Raw genomic sequence first — 16,896 nt, 5'->3', positions numbered from 1 at the left:
AAATAAAACAGTTTATTTGTGATGAAATCTAAAATGCTTATACCTTGCAATCCAATTAAAAATTGTCTTTGAGTTCTCTTAAGCGCTGAAACGCTTCAACACTTTCTGCGCGTAAAAATGGATTGGTTTCTAGTTCTAATTCAATACTGCTTGGTAAAGTACATTGTCCGAGCATGCGCAGGGATTCAACCTCATCAAACCGCTGTTGTATGGCAAGATTGTCAGGTTCAACATGCCGCGCAAACTGCGCATTCGATAGGGTGTATTCGTGAGTACAATACACTTGAGTTTCAGCAGGGAATGCGGCTATACGGTTCAATGAATCGTACATTTGTTGAAAGGTGCCTTCAAATACACGTCCACAGCCCATAGCAAATAATACATCGCCACAGAAAAGTGTATGAATGTCATCGATAAAATATACGATATGACCGAGGGTGTGGCCGGGAGTTGCTGTAATTTCAATTTCAAGACCATGAAATTCAAAACGGTCATTATGATCGAGAGGATAATTCACCCATGGAATACGGCTCAATTCTGCACGGGGACCGTAAACGGCAATGTTTTTATCCTGAATAAGTTCTGGTACGCCACCAACGTGATCTTTATGCCAATGCGTTAGCCAAATTTGCGTAAGATTGAGCTGATGTTCCTGACAATAGCGCTCGACCAAGGCAGCTTCAGTAGGATCTACTGCAATGACATCATGACTTTCGGTGTGCTCAAGCAGCCAAATATAATTTTGCAGTGAATTTTTGACATCCAATGTATGTATTTTAAACGCCATATCCATTCATTCAATATTTTAAATTAAGTTAAAGTTAGCATGAAAATGCTCAAAAGGTATGATTATCCATTTTCAACCCTAAATAAACGACAGAGTTCATAGCGCTATTTTAGTCTGGTGTCTATCTACAGATACAGGATTACCAATGGTATAAAAGTGCCCGCCAGCAACATGATGTAGGCTTTTCCATTCATCTTCTACTTCATGATAATACCAATGTCCGTTACGGAAGACGCGGTCGTCTGCATAGGCAGCAATGACTTCGCCAATAAACAGATCGTGCGCTTGTTGATTGTGCGGCTCAGGAATAAGTTTGCACAGTAGCCAAGCAGCACAACCTTCAACTACAGGAATATCTGAGGCATTAAATTGAAATAATTCCACGCCACATTGGCGTAATTTTTCTGGCGCATCACGTTGGCTCATCATGCCAAGTGCATAGACCAGTTTGAGTTGTTTCAGTGTCGGTACTTGTAAGGCGAAATAGCCTGAATTCTCAATAATCTCACGTGTTTTAGTTGATTTATCCAGTACTACCGTCACTTTTGCAGGATTGAACTCTAAGGCGCATGCCCATGCAGCAGTCATCACACCAGTATGGGTTTGATCCTGAGCAGAGACGAGCACAGTCGGCCCATGATTCAAAAGTCGGTATGATTTTTCTAAAGGAACGGGGTGAATATGCGTTTTCAAAATTGTGCCTATATTTAAGTTCATCTAAAACTTAGATGTTTTATTAAAAAGTGTTGTTACATAGCATATAACGCATGAAATATTTTCAAAAGCCTTTAATATAAATCACTAAATCAGGAGTTCTATCAATGAAAATGTATCAAGTGGACGCATTTACCCAAGTGTTATTTAAAGGCAACCCAGCGGCGGTTTTGGTGTTGGATGAATGGTTAGATGAACACTTGATGCAACAGATTGCTTTGGAAAATAATCTGTCTGAAACTGCATTTGTGAAAAAAATCGACAGCAGCAATTATGAAATTCGTTGGTTTACACCGACCACTGAAGTGGACTTTTGTGGACATGCGACATTGGCCAGTAGTTATGTGCTTTTTGAGTTTTATACGGCTGAAAAAAATATCCAATTTCATGTCAAAAATCTCGGTATTTTTAGCGTAAATAAAGCTGAAGATGGAAAAATTCTGATGAATTTCCCTGTGCGTCGGGCACAGGTCGTGAGCGAATATCCTGAAGAGCTACGTCTAGGGTTGAGTCAACCTTTTAAGCAGGTTTATCTGAATACGCAGGCGTATATCGTGGAATACGAAACGGCTCAACAAGTTTTGGACGAACAACCGAATTTTGAAATTTTAAAACGTCTTGGCAAAATCCGCACCGCCATCACAGCGCCGGGTACGATCACTGATGTTGCAATCACTGCGGCAGCCCAGCAATATGACTGTATTTCACGCTATTTTGCACCGGGTAATGGCATCAATGAAGATCCTGTTACGGGTTCTATTCATACTGGAATCGTGCCTATTTGGGCAGAACGTCTAGAAAAACTTCAAATCTTGGCGTATCAAGCATCGAGTCGTGGTGGTGAGTTACACTGTCAAATGCTTGAAAATGACCGTATAGAAATCTCAGGCTATGCGTGTTTGTATATGCAGTCTGACATTTATATCTGAAAATAAATCAAATACATGCTGTCTCATTCTGCAGCATGTATTTAATAAAAAGTAACTATTAATCCAGAAAAGCTCAGCATAAAATCAAAACCAATCTGATCGACAGCACTACGCTGATCGATACTAAATATAAAGGACACTTGAATTACATGCGTATTAAACATTTAACGCTTTCACTTTTTTTTGCAGGTTTAAGTACAAGCCTCTTTGCTCAACCTGTATTGGTTAAAACTGAACAAGCCATTGAAGAATATAAATTAGATAATGGTTTTCGTGTGGTTTTGGCGCAAAACGATAAAGAAAGCAAAGTGTTTATGAATACGGTGTATTTCACGGGTTCTTTAAATGACCCTGCGGGCAAAGGTGGTTTGGCACATTTGCTCGAACATTTGGCCTTTAAAGGCACTGAAAATGTCAAAGGTGATGAATTTCAGCGTCGTTTAGACCAATTCACGCTGATGACCAATGCCAGTACGGATTATTATTCAACGAAATACACCAATGTGATTCGTCCTGAACAAAGTTCAATCGATCAAGTTTTGCATTTGGAAGCAGAACGGATGGATAAATTGGTACTTCAGGAAAAATTTGTACCGACAGAAATTGATATCGTTAAGCGTGAACGTGAAATTCGTTTAGATCAGCCATTTTCAGTGTTAATCGACCAAGTTTTAAAAGAAGCCTATGGCAATCAATCTTTAGGCCGCTTACCGATAGGTGATTTGAAAGAACTTCAATCCATCAATATGAACGAATTAAACCAGTTCTATCGCCGTTGGTATGCGCCAAATAATGCAGTGATGGTGATTTCTGGTAAGTTTGATAAAGCGGCTGTATTAAAACAAATTGATCAACAATTTAGCCCAATTGCCGCACGCCAAATTCCTGAACAGGCCAAAGTCCCTAAATTAGATGGAACGAAATTAAAGCAACGCGAATTTACCGTTCATAAGGGCAGTGACTTTGGTAAATTTAATATTTATTTAAATGGTGCAGTCGAACCGATTAAAACCGCTTTGGCGGTATCTCCAACTTTGTATACCTTACAGCCAAGTGGGCATTTGTATCAAAGCATGGTGGAAACAGGGATAGCAACCGCAGTTCAATCCACCACATGGTTAGATAAAGATTTTAATTTGGTGTTTATGGGGGCGATATATGGCCCAAGTCATGATGCTAACAAAGTGGCAACCAGTCTGGCACAAGGTGTAGAGCAGAATAAAGCCTTTAATGACGTCGAGCTAAACCGTGTTAAAAGCCTGACTCGAAATATGGCTGACAATGTCAAAAATAGCGCAACAGCACTTGGCGAGCGTCTTAGTTCTTATACTGTGGCTTATAACGGGGACTGGTCTCAATATTTCCGAGACTTAGATAAAGTACAAAAGCTGAGTGTAAGCGACGTGAATCAAGTGTATAAGGATTTTCTAAAGCCTGAATACCGTGTCACAGGAAATATTCTACCAACACCTGAAGACCAGAAGAAAGCACAGCAACAGGCTGCGTCGAAACCTGCTGAAACTTTAGATCAGCAAGCGCCTGCAGAAGAGCCGTTGAAAGATGCGAGTGTTTATCGTGCTGAAGTGAAGCAATATGTTGCAGAGTCTAAGCAATATTTAAATCAGAAAGAAAAGCAGATTCAGCGCGCTAAATTTAAAAACGGCATTCAGTATGCGTTGTTTCCAACTAAAACACGTGACGACAAGACCTATGCTACGATTGCATTGGATTTTGGTACAGCGCAAAGCTTAATGAATAAAGGTGAGTTGCTAGATTTGACAGCTTATCTCATGTTCCGTGCATCTAAAGATCAAAATTTACAGCAAATTGCCGATAAAATTATTGATGTTGGTGGTGGTGCAACGGTCAGTGCAAATGATAATGGCCTCATAATTCAAATGGTTGCACGTAAAGAAAAGTTTGCTGAATTTTTGCAATATGTCATTGATGTTATTAAAGCGCCAGCATTTGAACAATCCCAATTTGATTTAATCAAAGCGCAAAGTTTGTCGAGTTTGGATCGACCTTATACAGAGCCGGATACCGTTGCTGCAATGACTCTGTCGCGTATTGTCGAGATCTATCAGCCGGGGGATATTCGTTATCACTTCGAACCTGAACTTGCGAAAAAACAAATTGAGTCAGCTACACGTGATCAAGTGCAGCAGTTACATCAAAAATTCTTTAAAACACAGCATGCACAAATTGCGGTAACAGGTGATTTTGATACCAAGCAAATAGAAAAAATTCTGAAAAAAGAATTTGCAGATTGGAAAACCAGTGAGCCATATCAACGCTTAGAGTCTACATTTACAGCGTATCCTGCACAGAAAGTGCATGCATTGTCTGAACAGCGTGAGTTTGGTAGTTACCAAGCCATTATGACTCTACCTGTAGGTGTAGAGCATACCGATTCTCCTGCGCTACAAGTATTACGCCACATACTCGGTGATTCACAGTTGTCTTCACGTCTAGCTCAAGAGTTACGTGAAAAGAATGCACTGGTTTATGGTTTTAGTGCAGACATTAATTTTGATGAATGGGTGAATTCAGGTGTACTGAGTATTGATGCAAACTACACTGCGGGTAAATCAGCACAAGTTTCTCAATCTGTTCATAAAGTGTTGCAAAACTTATTGAAAAATGGCGTGACGGAACAGGAAGTAGAAGCAGCCAAAGCCAGTATTTTGAAAAAGCGTTTAACTGCACTTGAAGATGACCGTCGCATTCATAGCATGTTGATTCCACAGTTAGAAAAAGGTCGTGATTTAAACTATCGTGAAAAGCGTGATCAACGTATTGCTAGTTTGACCAAAGCGGATGTTAATGCTGTCATCAAAAAATATATTCAACCTGAGCGTTTGGTTGAGGTGATGGCTGACCAATATGGTCAAGCTGTAAAATCTACTCAAAAATAAAATTAATAAAAAAATCCTCCATCTGGAGGATTTTTTTTGAGCTGCATTGTATGACTTGATTGTAAGATTATCTTAACGAACTTATAGGCGGTAGAACTGACGGGCATTTTGTTGGAAGACTAAAGTCAGTGCATCATGATCATAACTCGCGACCGCATCTGAAAATGCGTCAATAATATTCACCAAGGATGCACTCACACTATCCATCGGGAAGTTAGAGCCAAACATCACACGGTATTTCCCAAAGCATTGTAGAGCATGAGAAATAAGCGGAAAGGCGCAATCGAAAATCTCTTGTTTGGATGCAAGGCGTTGTTCTTTATGAAACTGATGACCCAGTACAGGCATGAATAATCCAGACATTTTGGTATAAACATTTGGGCAACTTGCCAGTTCAGCTAAATCATCTTTCCAACGAAACAAGATATTGTCACGTGAAGTTTGGGTTAAGCCTGTATGTGAGCCGACAGGTCCAAAGGCACCGACAGGTGTCCCAAAATGATCCAGCACGATAGATGTTTCAGGGAAAGCACGTGCTAAAGCGGTTAAATCACGAATTTGGTCTGAATAAACCCACGCATCAAAACTTAAGTTCATTTGAGCAAGAGCTTCAAAACCTTTCATAAATTTTTTATTGGTATAGAGATGCGGTTCATTGGTCCATGCATGAACTTTCGGGTCTTCATGTACAGCTGCCATTTTTCGTATGCCACGAAAATGTGGGGAGGCTTGTTTATGCATTTTAAGAATTTTCTTAAAACTACTGTCACATGGGTCTGCAGTGCCGACTATGGCGCCAAGTTTAATTTTTTGAGCGTTAAAGTCTAAGGATTCAATGAACTTGGTTTCACCAACTACCCCTTTACCTTTATGGTCATGCCAGCTCGCTTCTACATGTACGATTTGATCAACCAAATAATGTCCTGCATCTTGCTTATAATTATTAGGCAAATACGGTGTCGTCACATGTTTGATTAAGCCAACCGTGTCAATTAATTCTTGCGGCTTAACTAAGCGCATCATTTTGTCGAGCAAGTAGGGATGTTTACCCAATAATTTCACGGCAAGTGAAGCGGCATGTGGGGTATTGTATGGATCCCATTGATGTATATGTGAATCCACGATGGCAAAATCGAGCGTCTGCATTGCTATCCTTGTCCTTAAAACCATGTCCATTTCTTGCGTATTTCATTGTATTTTCGAATACGCGAGGCACTGAAAATAGCATGAATGATGAAAATACAACGTTATGACTAAATATTAAATCAAAGCTTTGTGAAAGAGAAGTTGTATAAAAAAAGCCCCGAAGGGCTTTTGATTAATGCTGATGATCGTGGTCGTGATCATGCTTATTTGCATGGAATTCTTCGTTATGACGGAAGCGAAGATAGTTTTCAAACTGTTCGCAATATTCATCATAATTATCTTCAAGCATCATTTGAAATTGTTGAAGAATATAAGACATTACTTGATCTTTGGCATCACGCATTTCTTTGCCATCTTTGAAGCCATTTGCGGCAACCCAAGTATTAAAGCGAGCAGTACCAAATAACATGGCAGCACTCACTTGACCGCGCATTTCTGCAGGTTTAACTTGAGAACCTTTTTCAACACGACAAAATTCATTGGCTTGTTTAATAAATTCATCCGCACGTTCAAAGAAAGCTGCATTCAACGCTTCTTCTTCGGTTACATCAGTAGCTTCAATCTTTTGAACCATGAATGTGTCCTAGCATAAAAATCTAATGCAGTATTATAGGCAAAGCCTTGCAGAAACTAAACCTTTGACTTAATCTAAAAAAATAGCCTAAGTAAAGTGGAATACCCCATGCAAGATGCAATCGCAGTGCAAAGTCTGAAAAGTGATATTGCATTACTTCGACAAAATGTTTGGCCGCCCTCAACCTTAGCCAATGTAGAAGGGCTGCCCATTTATTATGGTACACAATCTGAAGTAGCCGAATATTATGCGCAGTGGACTGGCTTAATCGAACGTGCTCAAGACTTATTTCAGCCCTTTATGGAAGATGAAGTCCTCGATGCAGTCCATTTGCCGAGTCATTTGAATCTGCCGCTTTTTTATTTTCACGTGGATCGTATTCGAATCAACAAAACACGGGCGAAAGAATCTAAAACCTTTCGTGGTATTGCCAGCTTAGTTGAAAAATGTGGGCAATTTGAAGCAGATCAAATTCAAGCGATGCGGCTATGGCTAGACAGCGATGATACGGCAGCTTTGGTCGCACACCGTGAATTTATTGACCTCAGAACCTATGTATTTCAACATGGACAAAGTGAATACACCCGTACCCGTTTTTATGTGAATGGCATTGTACTCAGTGTCGAAAACGACTTTAAATTGGTGGATGCCCGTGATAAACCACGTAAAGCTCGTAGTGATAGCTATAGTGACCCATTAGCAGATAACAATACGTGGAAAATCTTTGGGAAATATCGTTAATCAAATGTATTGACGATATCAGTTAGAGCGTGTAGTTAGTTTGCTGTACAAGGAAGCCTCGGGTTATTTAATCCACGCCCTAATGTGAATATAGCCACTATGGCAAATGCGACAAAGATCATCACTGAATGCAATAAGGTATTGGCATTAAAATGATCAACAATATAGCAGCCAAATAGAGAGCCACACGCAATCATGAGTTGGAAAATACCAATAAACAGCGGCATGCCTTTTTCAACAGCTTCAGGGGCATGTACAAACATCCAGATATTGGCCGTTGTAGGAAATGCACCAAAGGCGAAACCCCATAATGCGGTTAAAAGATATGCACCGAATAAGTGAACTGCAAAGTGTGGAAAGCTAAAAAATACCACGATAAAACTGAAGGCGACAAAAACAAGGGTATAGCGGACATTGATGTTACTGCTATAACCCGCAAATAAATTACCAAAGAAACCTGCGATGCCGTAGATCAATAATAATGAACTGATGGTGGTCGCATCAAAGCCTGCATGATTTTTAAAAAATGGGGCGAGATAGCTATAAGAAGAAAAATGAGCAAAACCAATTAATAAAATAATAATCAGTCCTTTACGTGCTTTATCATGTTGAATCAGTGCAGGTAAATCACTAAATCGAATAGCCGATGTCGGTGGAAGTTTTGGGAGAAGTTTGATTTCTAAAACTAAAATGACGATGCCAATCGCTGCAATGATTTGAAATGCGCTACGCCAACCCAACCATTCACTTAGCCATGTACCTAATGGAACACCTAATACCGTCGCTAAGGTAACACCTGCCATGACGATCGCAGTGGCTTTGGCTATGGCGAGATGACTGGGTGCAACACGTCCACTCAAAGCTATGGCTGTTGCCCAAAATCCACCGATAGCGATGCCCAGTAGAAAACGGCTAAACAACAAAAGTGCAAAACTTTCTGCGAAGCCAGTTATAAAATTAGCAATGACCATAATCACGGTTAAGGCAATCAGTAAGATACGACGGTCAAGTTGCTTCACAGCAACAGAAAGCAGGGGCGCTGCGATCGCACCCATAATGCCAGGGAGGGTAATCACCCAACCTGCGGTACCTACACTAATCTTTAAATCAAGAGCAATGGCATTTAACACACCAATAGGTAAAAACTCACTGGTGACTAGTGCGAAAGCTGTAATGGCAACCGTGAGGATTGCAAACCAATTCCCTTGATTGGGAGAAGATTCATCAGGCTGCTGCGTCAACTGTTTATCTGGTTTTAAAGCTGTAGCATGCGGATTCATAGCGTTACACCTTAATTATTTAATTTAATAGTGACTGTTATAAAAATAAATAATTTGATTAAATTGTGAGCGTCAATTATTTTATTAGTGAACGTTATAAAATATAAATGTTAGCTTATGATGAATGATTCAAAGCAAGAAAATCAGCACGCTAATCCAGCCGATTCGGTCAAGAAGCGTGGACGACCTAAATGTTTTAATGAACAGCAAGCCTTGGAAAAGGCGATGATGTTGTTTTGGCAATTTGGCTATGAAGGAACGTCCATCAGTGATTTAACTCAAGCTTTGAATATCACCGCACCTAGCCTATATGGCACATTTGGCGACAAAACGGCGCTTTTTGAAAAATGTATTGAATACTATAGTGAACACGAAGTTCAGCCTGCAGAAAAAATTCTACAAGCAGGTCAAACGGCTAAAATTGCGATGGAATTGTACCTATATGACAGTATTCAGCATTTGGTACAAGCCAATAAACCTAAAGGTTGTATGGTGGTGGTGGCAACAATGAATTGTTCACAGCAAAACCAAACCGTACAAGAACAGCTCAAACAACGTCGTGCCTATACCAAAACAAAAATTATGGATCGGCTCGCTATAGGCGTGCAAAATTCGGAAATTGAAAGTTTGGCTCATGCAGAGCAATTGACTGATTTTTATATGACCTTATTACAAGGAATGACCATACAAGCGCGTGATGGCATGGGCTTGATACAATTACAGCGCATGGTGAGTAGTGCAATGAGATCATGGGAGTTATTAGCACAAGGTCCTATTAGTATTGATCAAAAATTAAGCTCCTAATAGCAGCATAGTCTTAACGCAATTTTTTAGTTTTTTTTGAATGACTGATATGCAAATACTATGCTGAAGTTTATTTGCAGGGGTGAATTTTGATGTCGCCTAATTCCATTACACTGATATAACCATCAACCGCAATTAAATTATCGCTTTGACTCGATAGAGTTAGACATTCTCCGGACTTGACGCTAGATAGTAACTGACCTTGTTGCGGATTCAAGTTCATACTGTAAATACTCAGTGTGCCAGCATCGGTTTTGATTTGGTAAGACTCATCACCATAGTCCTCATTATTATTGCGCAGGACTTTAAAGGTTCGTCGTGTCTGATCAAAGTTTTGAGTTGGAGAAAGCGGCTTTTCTACTTGTAAGGATGCCGTGCGCCTTAATTCGGTGCTTTGCACAGGCTTATGTTGTTCACTACAAGCACTTAGTAATGGGAAAAGGATAAATATAAGTGAAAATGAAAATAGGGGATGAATTACAGGTATGTGACTATTCAACATAAAACCACCCTGAATCTAATTTTTCAGATAGCTTATTTTAAAAGTTTTTATCCAGAAAACAAAAATAATAGCTTCTCAAAATATTTCAATGTAACTGAGTCAAACTAAGGAAGTGATGAATTGAAAATAGCCGACTTTGAATATGAATGTTCAACAAATGAATATCTATATAATAATGTGGGATGCAAATAAAAAGGGGGACTCATTTAATCTCCCTTAGGTTTTATTTAATGAGTTTTCGACTGACAAGGAATTGTTCTGTCGCTTCTAAAAGTTTATCTGCATAAACCTCTTGCTTTGCAGTCAACCAACCGAGAACAAACCAATCGCTAGCTTCCAGCTCTGTTTGCTGAATATACTGTGCAGAAGAGGAAAGGACTTGGTATTCCTGTGCCGCAACTTGTGCATCATTGAGTGCTTTACTGTATTTCTGCAAATTTTTTACATCGTAAATCGACGTCAAAACTGGGAAGCTAAATTTAAGCTCTTGTATGCGTTGAGAAAGCACGTCTAAGCTTTCAAAATTGTTAATGTCGGCATCATTTAAAGCCTCTTGGAGGGCTTTATATTGGTTTTGCAGGGTTGTTTGAGCATACCATTTAAAATCATGTTGCTGCGGTGCATCCTCCACTTTCAAACTAAACATTAAAAGCTCAAGATAATGATGCACATTTTGAGTCGATTTAACTAAATTGCCTAACTTCTCTTTGGCATACAAAATATCTTTGGTTAAATTTTCTGAAGTCGTTGGGTTTTGTAAAAAGCCACCCAAGGTATTTTGCATGTGTTCAAAATGGTGTAATTGTTCAAATTGCTGCTTAAATGCACCCAATTGCACAGCCCATTTTTCAACGATATCACTGTTCCAATCTTTAAATAGCGAAATGGTTAATTGTAGATGATGGAGTGCTTTCTGAGCTTGTATAATGTGCTCTGCCTGAGCAACGCCTGCAGAAATTGCGGCAATATTAGGCAGAAGGTGCTGCATTTCCTGTGCAATTAAAAGTCGTAAGTTTTTTGCGGCAGTATCTTTTTTACTGAGTTGAAATTCTTTAGCCTCAACTGCTGGACTCACCGTTTGATTCAATGCCAGCAAATTCCCGATTTCCGCTTTACTACGAACGTCTAACCATAAATGATACTTTTTAACCCATTCGAAACTAAAGGCAAGGAGTGATTGAATAGAGCCACTTTTAAGCTCAAATTCAACTTCATGAACTTCTGTTTCTGTGCTGTTGCTGCGGATACAGCCGACATCTAAGCAAACTTCGATCTTGGCATCTTCAAACTCTATGACGCGATAAGTTCTGAGAATATCTGTTTCAAACTGAAGTTGTAACGAATCCTGCTGATCGCCTAAAGTGGTTTTTAAAACCGATTGAACTTCAGCTTCATTGGTATAGACCGATAAATCTAGGGCAGGGGCTTGTTCATGCTCGCCCAAATCTAAGTTATGTTCAAACCGTTCAATGTGACTTTTACCTGCAGCTTTCAGGGTTTGAATCCAGCGCGTTCCTTCTAAACGTTGACGCAAAGCTGCATGCTGCTGTGCCATTTTTCGATCTGGGGTATCAAAATATTTAGCTTTAAGTTGAATTTGTTCCGATTTTTTTGGATCGAGTGCTTTTAATAATGCAGTTCGACGTGCTTCTGGAATCTGGAACTTTAATTCAACTTCAACCATGGTTTTCTGTCCTGATGTTACAACTTCATAATCTGGGATGAAGCGATCTCTAAATTTTTATAAAAATGAAAAACTAAATCGTACGTAAATTTTCTATGAGCTAAACGCGTTTCGATTGTAGCGAAAAACAGTTGAGAAGTAAGACTTGACTGATTTGAAAACTCTGATTTTGGACTAAGAAAAGTTTTAAAAGATGGATATTCCATCAATTGTATAATTCACAATAGTTCAATTTTCATTGGAACAAAATAAAATTTTACGCCTTTAAAGTGGGCGAGTTTTGAGCTATGTTGATTAAAATAAGTTCAGGATGAGCACAACATGAATTCACAAGTACAACCCGAGTTTAATCGAGATTTAAAGCCCGAATTTCAGTTGCCTATTCGTGACTACTCGCAATTTTATCGATTTTATTTGACTGAACATCGAAATATCATGAGCCGACGTTTACATGCCACAGGCAGCAGTATAGGAATCTATTTCTTTGTAAAAGCAATTTTAAAAAGACAACCGAAGTATTTTGCTTATGGCCTGGTTTCAGGCTATGCCTGTGCATGGGTCGGACATTTTTTCTTTGAAAAAAATAAGCCAGCTAGTTTCAAGCAACCTTTGTACAGTTTTATTTCCGATTGGCGCATGCTGTCTGATATTGTGAAGGGGAACTTAAGCTTAAAAGACCGCAATTTAGATAAGATTGATAGTTAATTGTTTATTAATAAAACGCTTAATTTTTATGGATATGGGTGTGATTTTTTTTGAGTAAATGACTTGCAAAATTAGAGTGATTAGTCTAATAATGTTCATATTGTTTATTTATTTCTTATCATAAAACATGAATAGTCGATAAACCCCAGTTTTCCGAGCCTAGAGTGACCTTCTCTAGGCTTTTTTTATGGCCTTAGAAAAGTCTATTGTTTGAAAGATATAACAATAAAAATTTTCATAAAATAGGTTAGACTTTTTGATGCTCTGAACGCTCCCCAAAACGCTTCTTACCAAGCACCAAAAAGTCTAATAGGTTACACATTTTTATTTTTATAAAAGTGTTGTGTTTTTATTCGCTGAGTTTTGAGTTCTTCTGGTGCACTATTAAATAATTTGTATCAGTTTTGTTCTATACCTGAAAATAGGTATTTTTTGCCATTTTCTACAGAAAATTTAATTAAACATTTATATAAGTAGTCCTGTGAAAAGGAATATAACTTTCTCAGCAGGAAAGCATTAAAATTTTATGTCCCAAGCAACATTTCATAGACCTAATCGTTATAATATTCAAAAGTTTTAAGTTGTGATTGAACTATGCGTGGTTTATACCTCATTACCAATGATGATCCTATCGAATTGCTTTTAGCCAAGCTTGAAGGCGCGATGGCAACTTATGAAGTTGCTGTTTTGCAATATCGTCGTAAAAAAGTGGCAAAGGAAGATCAGGCTTATGAAATTGAATACATGAAAAATATGTGTAATCAGTACAAAGTGCCTTTTGTTATTAATGATGATCTCGAAACTGCAGTTCAGTATGGTGTGGGTGTCCATTTAGGGCAAGATGACGGTTCAATTGCTGAAGCTGTAGCACGCTTACCTAGAAATGTTTTGATCGGTCGAAGCTGCAATAACTCTTTAGAACTGGCTGAGCAGGCAATTGCAGACGGTGCAAACTATGTGGCTTTTGGTGCCATTTTTGCAACTGAAACTAAGCCTGAAGCAGGCAATATTGGCTTAGAAACGCTAAAACAAGCCAAAGCGAAACTAAATGTACCTATTTGTGCAATTGGTGGTTTAACTGTAGAAAATTCAGCAGAAGTCATTGAAGCAGGTGCTGATCTTTGTGCTGTGATTAGTGATGTATTAGATCGTTCAATGTCTGCTGTTAGCAGTCGTGTTTATGAATGGTCTGAGCTTTTTGCTGAACAAGCTTAATTTTATTTTTTAGATTGAATAAGTAGAGAATTTTTATGAGCTTATCTGCTAAGCAAGAACAATTATTTAAACAAGCCAGCAAGCATATTCCTGGCGGCGTAAACTCTCCTGTACGTGCATTTAATGGTGTAGGCGGTACACCGGTATTTATTGAAAAAGCGCAAGGCGCATATCTCTATGACGTAGACGGAAAACGCTATGTCGACTATGTCGGTTCTTGGGGGCCAATGATTTTAGGCCATGCTCAGCCAGATATTATTAAAGCAGTTCAAGAAGCAGCTGTAGATGGTTTAAGTTTTGGTGCGCCAACTGTACATGAAACCACTTTGGCGGACATCATTTGCGAAATTATGCCGTCTATTGAATTGGTTCGTATGACCAACTCAGGGACTGAAGCAACGATGACTGCTATCCGTCTTGCTCGTGGCTACACCGGCCGTGACAAGATTGTAAAATTCGAAGGCTGCTACCATGGCCATTCAGATTCGCTTTTAGTGAAAGCGGGTTCTGGCCTACTTACTAAAGGTGAGGGTGAAGCGACTTCTGCAGGTGTTCCAGCTGATTTCGCCAAACACACTTTAACACTGCCTTATAACGATATTGCGATGCTTAAAGAATGCTTTGCAAAATTCGGTTCAGAAATTGCAGGTGTAATTGTCGAGCCAGTTGCAGGCAACATGAATTTGGTGAAACCAATTGACGGTTTCTTACAAGCCATTCGCGATGTATGTGATGAACATGGTTCTGTCTTCATCATTGACGAAGTAATGACAGGTTTCCGTGTCGGTCTTGGCGGTGCGCAAGCGCATTACGGTGTAACGCCTGATTTGACCACTTTAGGCAAGATTATTGGTGCTGGCCTGCCTGTGGGTGCATTTGGCGGCAAGCGTGAAGTGATGGAATGCATTGCACCTCTTGGCAAGGTTTATCAAGCAGGTACATTGTCTGGTAACCCATTGGCTATGCGTGCCGGTATTGAGATGTTTAAACATCTGCGTCAGCCGGGCTTCTATGAAACTTTGACTGAAAAATTGGCAGGTTTGCTTGCTGGTTTACAGGCAGCTGCAGACGAAGCGGGCATTCCGTTCTTTACGCAGCAAGTGGGCGGCATGTTCGGTATTTATTTCACTGATCAAACTGAAATTACTGGTTTTGATTCAATTTTGAAATGTGATGTAGATGCTTTCCGTACTTTCTTCCACGGCATGTTACAGCGCGGTGTAAACTTAGCGCCTTCAGCATTTGAAGCAGGTTTCTTCTCAAGCGCGCATAGCGATGAAGATATTGCATTTACCATTGAAATGGCGAAAGAAGTTTTTGCCGAAATGAAGTAATTTTCATTTAAATCGGTAAATTCTGCTTTAGAATAAAGCCCGCAGCCTGCTGTGGGCTTTTTTGTTGTTTTAAGTTCGGCTTTTTAAGAAAAGGATTTTTAAATGAAAACCAAGCATTATTTAACTTTGGCAGATGCAGAATTTTTACTAAACACAGCACATGCTTATGCAGTTGAACAAGGTTTTAATGTCAGCATTGCGGTAATGGATGATACAGGCAATTTATTGGCGATGAAACGAATGGATGGTGCAGCGCCAATGACAGCAAATCTATGCTTAGAAAAAGCCAAATGTTCAGCCATCAGTAAGCGCCCATCTAAATTGTTTGAAGATTTGATAAAAGGTGGGCAGATGGGTTTCTTAACCATGCAGACGTTTAATGGCATGCTGGAAGGTGGTGAGCCGATTTTGTATGAAGGGCAATTGGTGGGTGCAATGGGCGTGTCTGGGGTAAAGTCATTTCAAGATGCAGAAATTGCACAAGTGGCGATTGAGAAGTTTTTCGCGCAGCAAAACTAAGCATGATCTTGAGTGAAATAGATAATTCAGCCCAATCGATATGTTGGGCTTTTTTTTATCTTGATTTAAATGTCTAGGAACTTCGCCCATAGCATTAAATCGAAATTTTCTAAGATTGAGCCGAAGCATTCAGCATGAAATTGATAAATGCTTTGAGTTTAGAAGACTGATAGTTAGACTTTGGATAGAGTAAATAAAAAGGCCGAGTTGTTTGGCTATAAGATTTGAGAACTTCCACCAACGCGCCGCTTTGTAATTCTTGCTCCACTGAAAAGCGGTAGACCTGCATCAGTCCCGCACCTGATTTAGCTAAGATTAAGGTCGAGAGATAATCATCTTTACAGGTAATTTTTCCTTGCACATCAACCATAATTTTTTTGCCTGCATCCATGAGTGACCACGGTCCAGACTTACCTGAACTCGGCAATTCAAACAAAATACATTCGTGATGCTGTAAGTCTTCGATGTTTATAGGTGCAGGGTGCCTTTTCAAATATTCAGGTGTAGCAACAATGCATAATGCAGCATCTTCAAGTTTTCGTGCAATTAAGCCAGAGTCGGTTAACTCATTACCGCGAATCGCAATATCATAATCATCAGTTACTAAATTTACATTATGGTTGCTGACATGAATCTCGAGCTTGATGTGTGGAAACAGCTCGGCAAATTTAGCCATTTTAGGCAGCAGTCGATAATGTGCATAAGCTGTAGGTACGCTAATTTTCAGTAAGCCGATGGGGTGTTCCTGTTCACCGCTGATTTGCATTTCACCTTCGAGTAGGCTATTCAGGGCTTGTTTGCAAAAATAATAATAATGCTGCCCAGCATCGGTAATTTTAAGTTGGCGTGTAGTGCGGACAAATAGCTTTACCTCAAATTTTGCTTCTATGCGTGATATCGCTCTACTGACTGCGGCAGGAGAAATGCCTGCTGCAATTGCTGCAGCAGAGAAACTTTTCTTTTCCACGGTTAAACAGAATAATTCAAGACTGCCGATTTGCAGATCATCATAGTGACGCAACATAATATTTCTGCTTATTAATT

16 protein-coding genes are annotated in these 16,896 nt (G+C 39.4%); 8 read left to right on the top strand and 8 right to left on the bottom strand.

What is annotated here, in order from left to right; all coding sequences use genetic code 11:
- Positions 1 to 55 precede the first annotated feature (55 nt).
- Positions 56 to 787: a hydroxyacylglutathione hydrolase gene (gene gloB, locus FTV50_RS06270; protein ID WP_180023866.1), complete on the bottom strand. Its 732-nt coding sequence runs from the start codon at positions 785 to 787 to the stop codon at positions 56 to 58.
- Positions 788 to 883: 96 nt separating this feature from the next.
- Positions 884 to 1,504, bottom strand: coding sequence for a flavin reductase family protein (locus tag FTV50_RS06265; protein WP_180023865.1), 621 nt, complete (start codon positions 1,502 to 1,504; stop codon positions 884 to 886).
- Between the two features lie 104 nt (positions 1,505 to 1,608).
- Here FTV50_RS06265 and FTV50_RS06260 point away from each other — a divergent pair, with 104 nt between their 5' ends.
- Together FTV50_RS06260 and FTV50_RS06255 are read left to right on the top strand one after the other, a co-directional pair.
- The gene (locus FTV50_RS06260) at positions 1,609 to 2,430 is read left to right on the top strand and encodes a PhzF family phenazine biosynthesis protein (RefSeq protein ID WP_180023864.1); all 822 of its coding nucleotides are present in this window, start codon (positions 1,609 to 1,611) and stop codon (positions 2,428 to 2,430) included.
- 149 nt (positions 2,431 to 2,579) lie between these two features.
- A complete protein-coding gene (locus tag FTV50_RS06255; RefSeq protein ID WP_180023863.1) occupies positions 2,580 to 5,348 on the top strand; it encodes a pitrilysin family protein in 2,769 nt (922 codons plus the stop codon).
- Between the two features lie 81 nt (positions 5,349 to 5,429).
- Here the strand turns inward: FTV50_RS06255 and FTV50_RS06250 are convergent, their stop codons facing one another.
- Entirely contained in the window at positions 5,430 to 6,494 is a 1,065-nt protein-coding gene (locus FTV50_RS06250) for an amidohydrolase (protein WP_180023862.1), read from the bottom strand.
- Between the two features lie 172 nt (positions 6,495 to 6,666).
- The gene (locus FTV50_RS06245) at positions 6,667 to 7,068 is read right to left on the bottom strand and encodes a DUF3144 domain-containing protein (protein ID WP_078188837.1); all 402 of its coding nucleotides are present in this window, start codon (positions 7,066 to 7,068) and stop codon (positions 6,667 to 6,669) included.
- A gap of 108 nt (positions 7,069 to 7,176) precedes the next feature.
- On the opposite strand from FTV50_RS06245, the gene FTV50_RS06240 reads away from it, so the two are divergent.
- Positions 7,177 to 7,809 carry a hypothetical protein gene (locus FTV50_RS06240; protein WP_180023861.1) on the top strand — a complete coding sequence of 211 codons (633 nt, stop codon included), beginning with the start codon at positions 7,177 to 7,179 and terminating at the stop codon, positions 7,807 to 7,809.
- Positions 7,810 to 7,844: 35 nt separating this feature from the next.
- On the opposite strand, the gene FTV50_RS06235 is transcribed toward FTV50_RS06240, so the two are convergent.
- Entirely contained in the window at positions 7,845 to 9,089 is a 1,245-nt protein-coding gene (locus FTV50_RS06235) for an MFS transporter (RefSeq protein ID WP_180023860.1), read from the bottom strand.
- A 117-nt stretch (positions 9,090 to 9,206) separates the two neighbouring features.
- On the opposite strand from FTV50_RS06235, the gene FTV50_RS06230 reads away from it, so the two are divergent.
- Positions 9,207 to 9,893, top strand: coding sequence for a TetR/AcrR family transcriptional regulator (locus tag FTV50_RS06230; protein ID WP_373683675.1), 687 nt, complete (start codon positions 9,207 to 9,209; stop codon positions 9,891 to 9,893).
- 70 nt (positions 9,894 to 9,963) lie between these two features.
- On the opposite strand, the gene FTV50_RS06225 is transcribed toward FTV50_RS06230, so the two are convergent.
- Complete coding sequence (locus FTV50_RS06225; RefSeq protein ID WP_078193600.1) at positions 9,964 to 10,395, bottom strand: hypothetical protein; 432 nt, start codon at positions 10,393 to 10,395, stop codon at positions 9,964 to 9,966.
- Positions 10,396 to 10,618: 223 nt separating this feature from the next.
- Positions 10,619 to 12,079 carry an inorganic triphosphatase gene (locus tag FTV50_RS06220; RefSeq protein WP_180023859.1) on the bottom strand — a complete coding sequence of 487 codons (1,461 nt, stop codon included), beginning with the start codon at positions 12,077 to 12,079 and terminating at the stop codon, positions 10,619 to 10,621.
- Positions 12,080 to 12,400: 321 nt separating this feature from the next.
- On the opposite strand from FTV50_RS06220, the gene FTV50_RS06215 reads away from it, so the two are divergent.
- The 4 genes from FTV50_RS06215 to FTV50_RS06200 all read left to right on the top strand — a co-directional run bounded on the left by FTV50_RS06215 (position 12,401) and on the right by FTV50_RS06200 (position 15,852).
- Positions 12,401 to 12,784, top strand: a complete 384-nt coding sequence (locus FTV50_RS06215; protein WP_180023858.1) for a DUF962 domain-containing protein — start codon at positions 12,401 to 12,403, stop codon at positions 12,782 to 12,784.
- Positions 12,785 to 13,378: 594 nt separating this feature from the next.
- The gene (gene thiE, locus FTV50_RS06210; RefSeq protein WP_180023857.1) at positions 13,379 to 13,999 is read left to right on the top strand and encodes a thiamine phosphate synthase; all 621 of its coding nucleotides are present in this window, start codon (positions 13,379 to 13,381) and stop codon (positions 13,997 to 13,999) included.
- A gap of 35 nt (positions 14,000 to 14,034) precedes the next feature.
- Positions 14,035 to 15,333 (top strand): glutamate-1-semialdehyde 2,1-aminomutase, encoded by a 1,299-nt coding sequence (hemL, locus tag FTV50_RS06205; protein ID WP_180023856.1) that lies wholly within the window; start codon positions 14,035 to 14,037, stop codon positions 15,331 to 15,333.
- A 102-nt stretch (positions 15,334 to 15,435) separates the two neighbouring features.
- Entirely contained in the window at positions 15,436 to 15,852 is a 417-nt protein-coding gene (locus FTV50_RS06200) for a heme-binding protein (protein ID WP_180023855.1), read from the top strand.
- 109 nt (positions 15,853 to 15,961) lie between these two features.
- Here FTV50_RS06200 and FTV50_RS06195 read toward each other — a convergent pair whose 3' ends face one another.
- Complete coding sequence (locus tag FTV50_RS06195) at positions 15,962 to 16,876, bottom strand: LysR family transcriptional regulator (protein WP_180023854.1); 915 nt, start codon at positions 16,874 to 16,876, stop codon at positions 15,962 to 15,964.
- Between the last annotated feature and the right edge of the window lie 20 nt (positions 16,877 to 16,896).

The sequence above is a fragment of the Acinetobacter sp. YH1901134 genome (genome assembly GCF_013416965.1).
GTDB classification, from domain to species: Bacteria; Pseudomonadota; Gammaproteobacteria; order Pseudomonadales; family Moraxellaceae; genus Acinetobacter; species Acinetobacter amyesii.
Note: the sequence above shows the minus strand (reverse complement) of the source record. Positions and strands in the feature narration are given on the sequence as shown.

Bases quoted from the DNA above. Each gene is read 5' to 3' on its own strand.
- gloB (WP_180023866.1), bottom strand. From the start codon at position 787: ATGGCGTTTAAAATACATACATTGGATGTCAAAAATTCACTGCAAAAT.
- FTV50_RS06265 (WP_180023865.1), bottom strand. From the start codon at position 1,504: ATGAACTTAAATATAGGCACAATTTTGAAAACGCATATTCACCCCGTT.
- FTV50_RS06260 (WP_180023864.1), top strand. From the start codon at position 1,609: ATGAAAATGTATCAAGTGGACGCATTTACCCAAGTGTTATTTAAAGGC.
- FTV50_RS06255 (WP_180023863.1), top strand. From the start codon at position 2,580: ATGCGTATTAAACATTTAACGCTTTCACTTTTTTTTGCAGGTTTAAGT.
- FTV50_RS06250 (WP_180023862.1), bottom strand. From the start codon at position 6,494: ATGCAGACGCTCGATTTTGCCATCGTGGATTCACATATACATCAATGG.
- FTV50_RS06245 (WP_078188837.1), bottom strand. From the start codon at position 7,068: ATGGTTCAAAAGATTGAAGCTACTGATGTAACCGAAGAAGAAGCGTTG.
- FTV50_RS06240 (WP_180023861.1), top strand. From the start codon at position 7,177: ATGCAAGATGCAATCGCAGTGCAAAGTCTGAAAAGTGATATTGCATTA.
- FTV50_RS06235 (WP_180023860.1), bottom strand. From the start codon at position 9,089: ATGAATCCGCATGCTACAGCTTTAAAACCAGATAAACAGTTGACGCAG.
- FTV50_RS06230 (WP_373683675.1), top strand. From the start codon at position 9,207: ATGATGAATGATTCAAAGCAAGAAAATCAGCACGCTAATCCAGCCGAT.
- FTV50_RS06225 (WP_078193600.1), bottom strand. From the start codon at position 10,395: ATGTTGAATAGTCACATACCTGTAATTCATCCCCTATTTTCATTTTCA.
- FTV50_RS06220 (WP_180023859.1), bottom strand. From the start codon at position 12,079: ATGGTTGAAGTTGAATTAAAGTTCCAGATTCCAGAAGCACGTCGAACT.
- FTV50_RS06215 (WP_180023858.1), top strand. From the start codon at position 12,401: ATGAATTCACAAGTACAACCCGAGTTTAATCGAGATTTAAAGCCCGAA.
- thiE (WP_180023857.1), top strand. From the start codon at position 13,379: ATGCGTGGTTTATACCTCATTACCAATGATGATCCTATCGAATTGCTT.
- hemL (WP_180023856.1), top strand. From the start codon at position 14,035: ATGAGCTTATCTGCTAAGCAAGAACAATTATTTAAACAAGCCAGCAAG.
- FTV50_RS06200 (WP_180023855.1), top strand. From the start codon at position 15,436: ATGAAAACCAAGCATTATTTAACTTTGGCAGATGCAGAATTTTTACTA.
- FTV50_RS06195 (WP_180023854.1), bottom strand. From the start codon at position 16,876: ATGTTGCGTCACTATGATGATCTGCAAATCGGCAGTCTTGAATTATTC.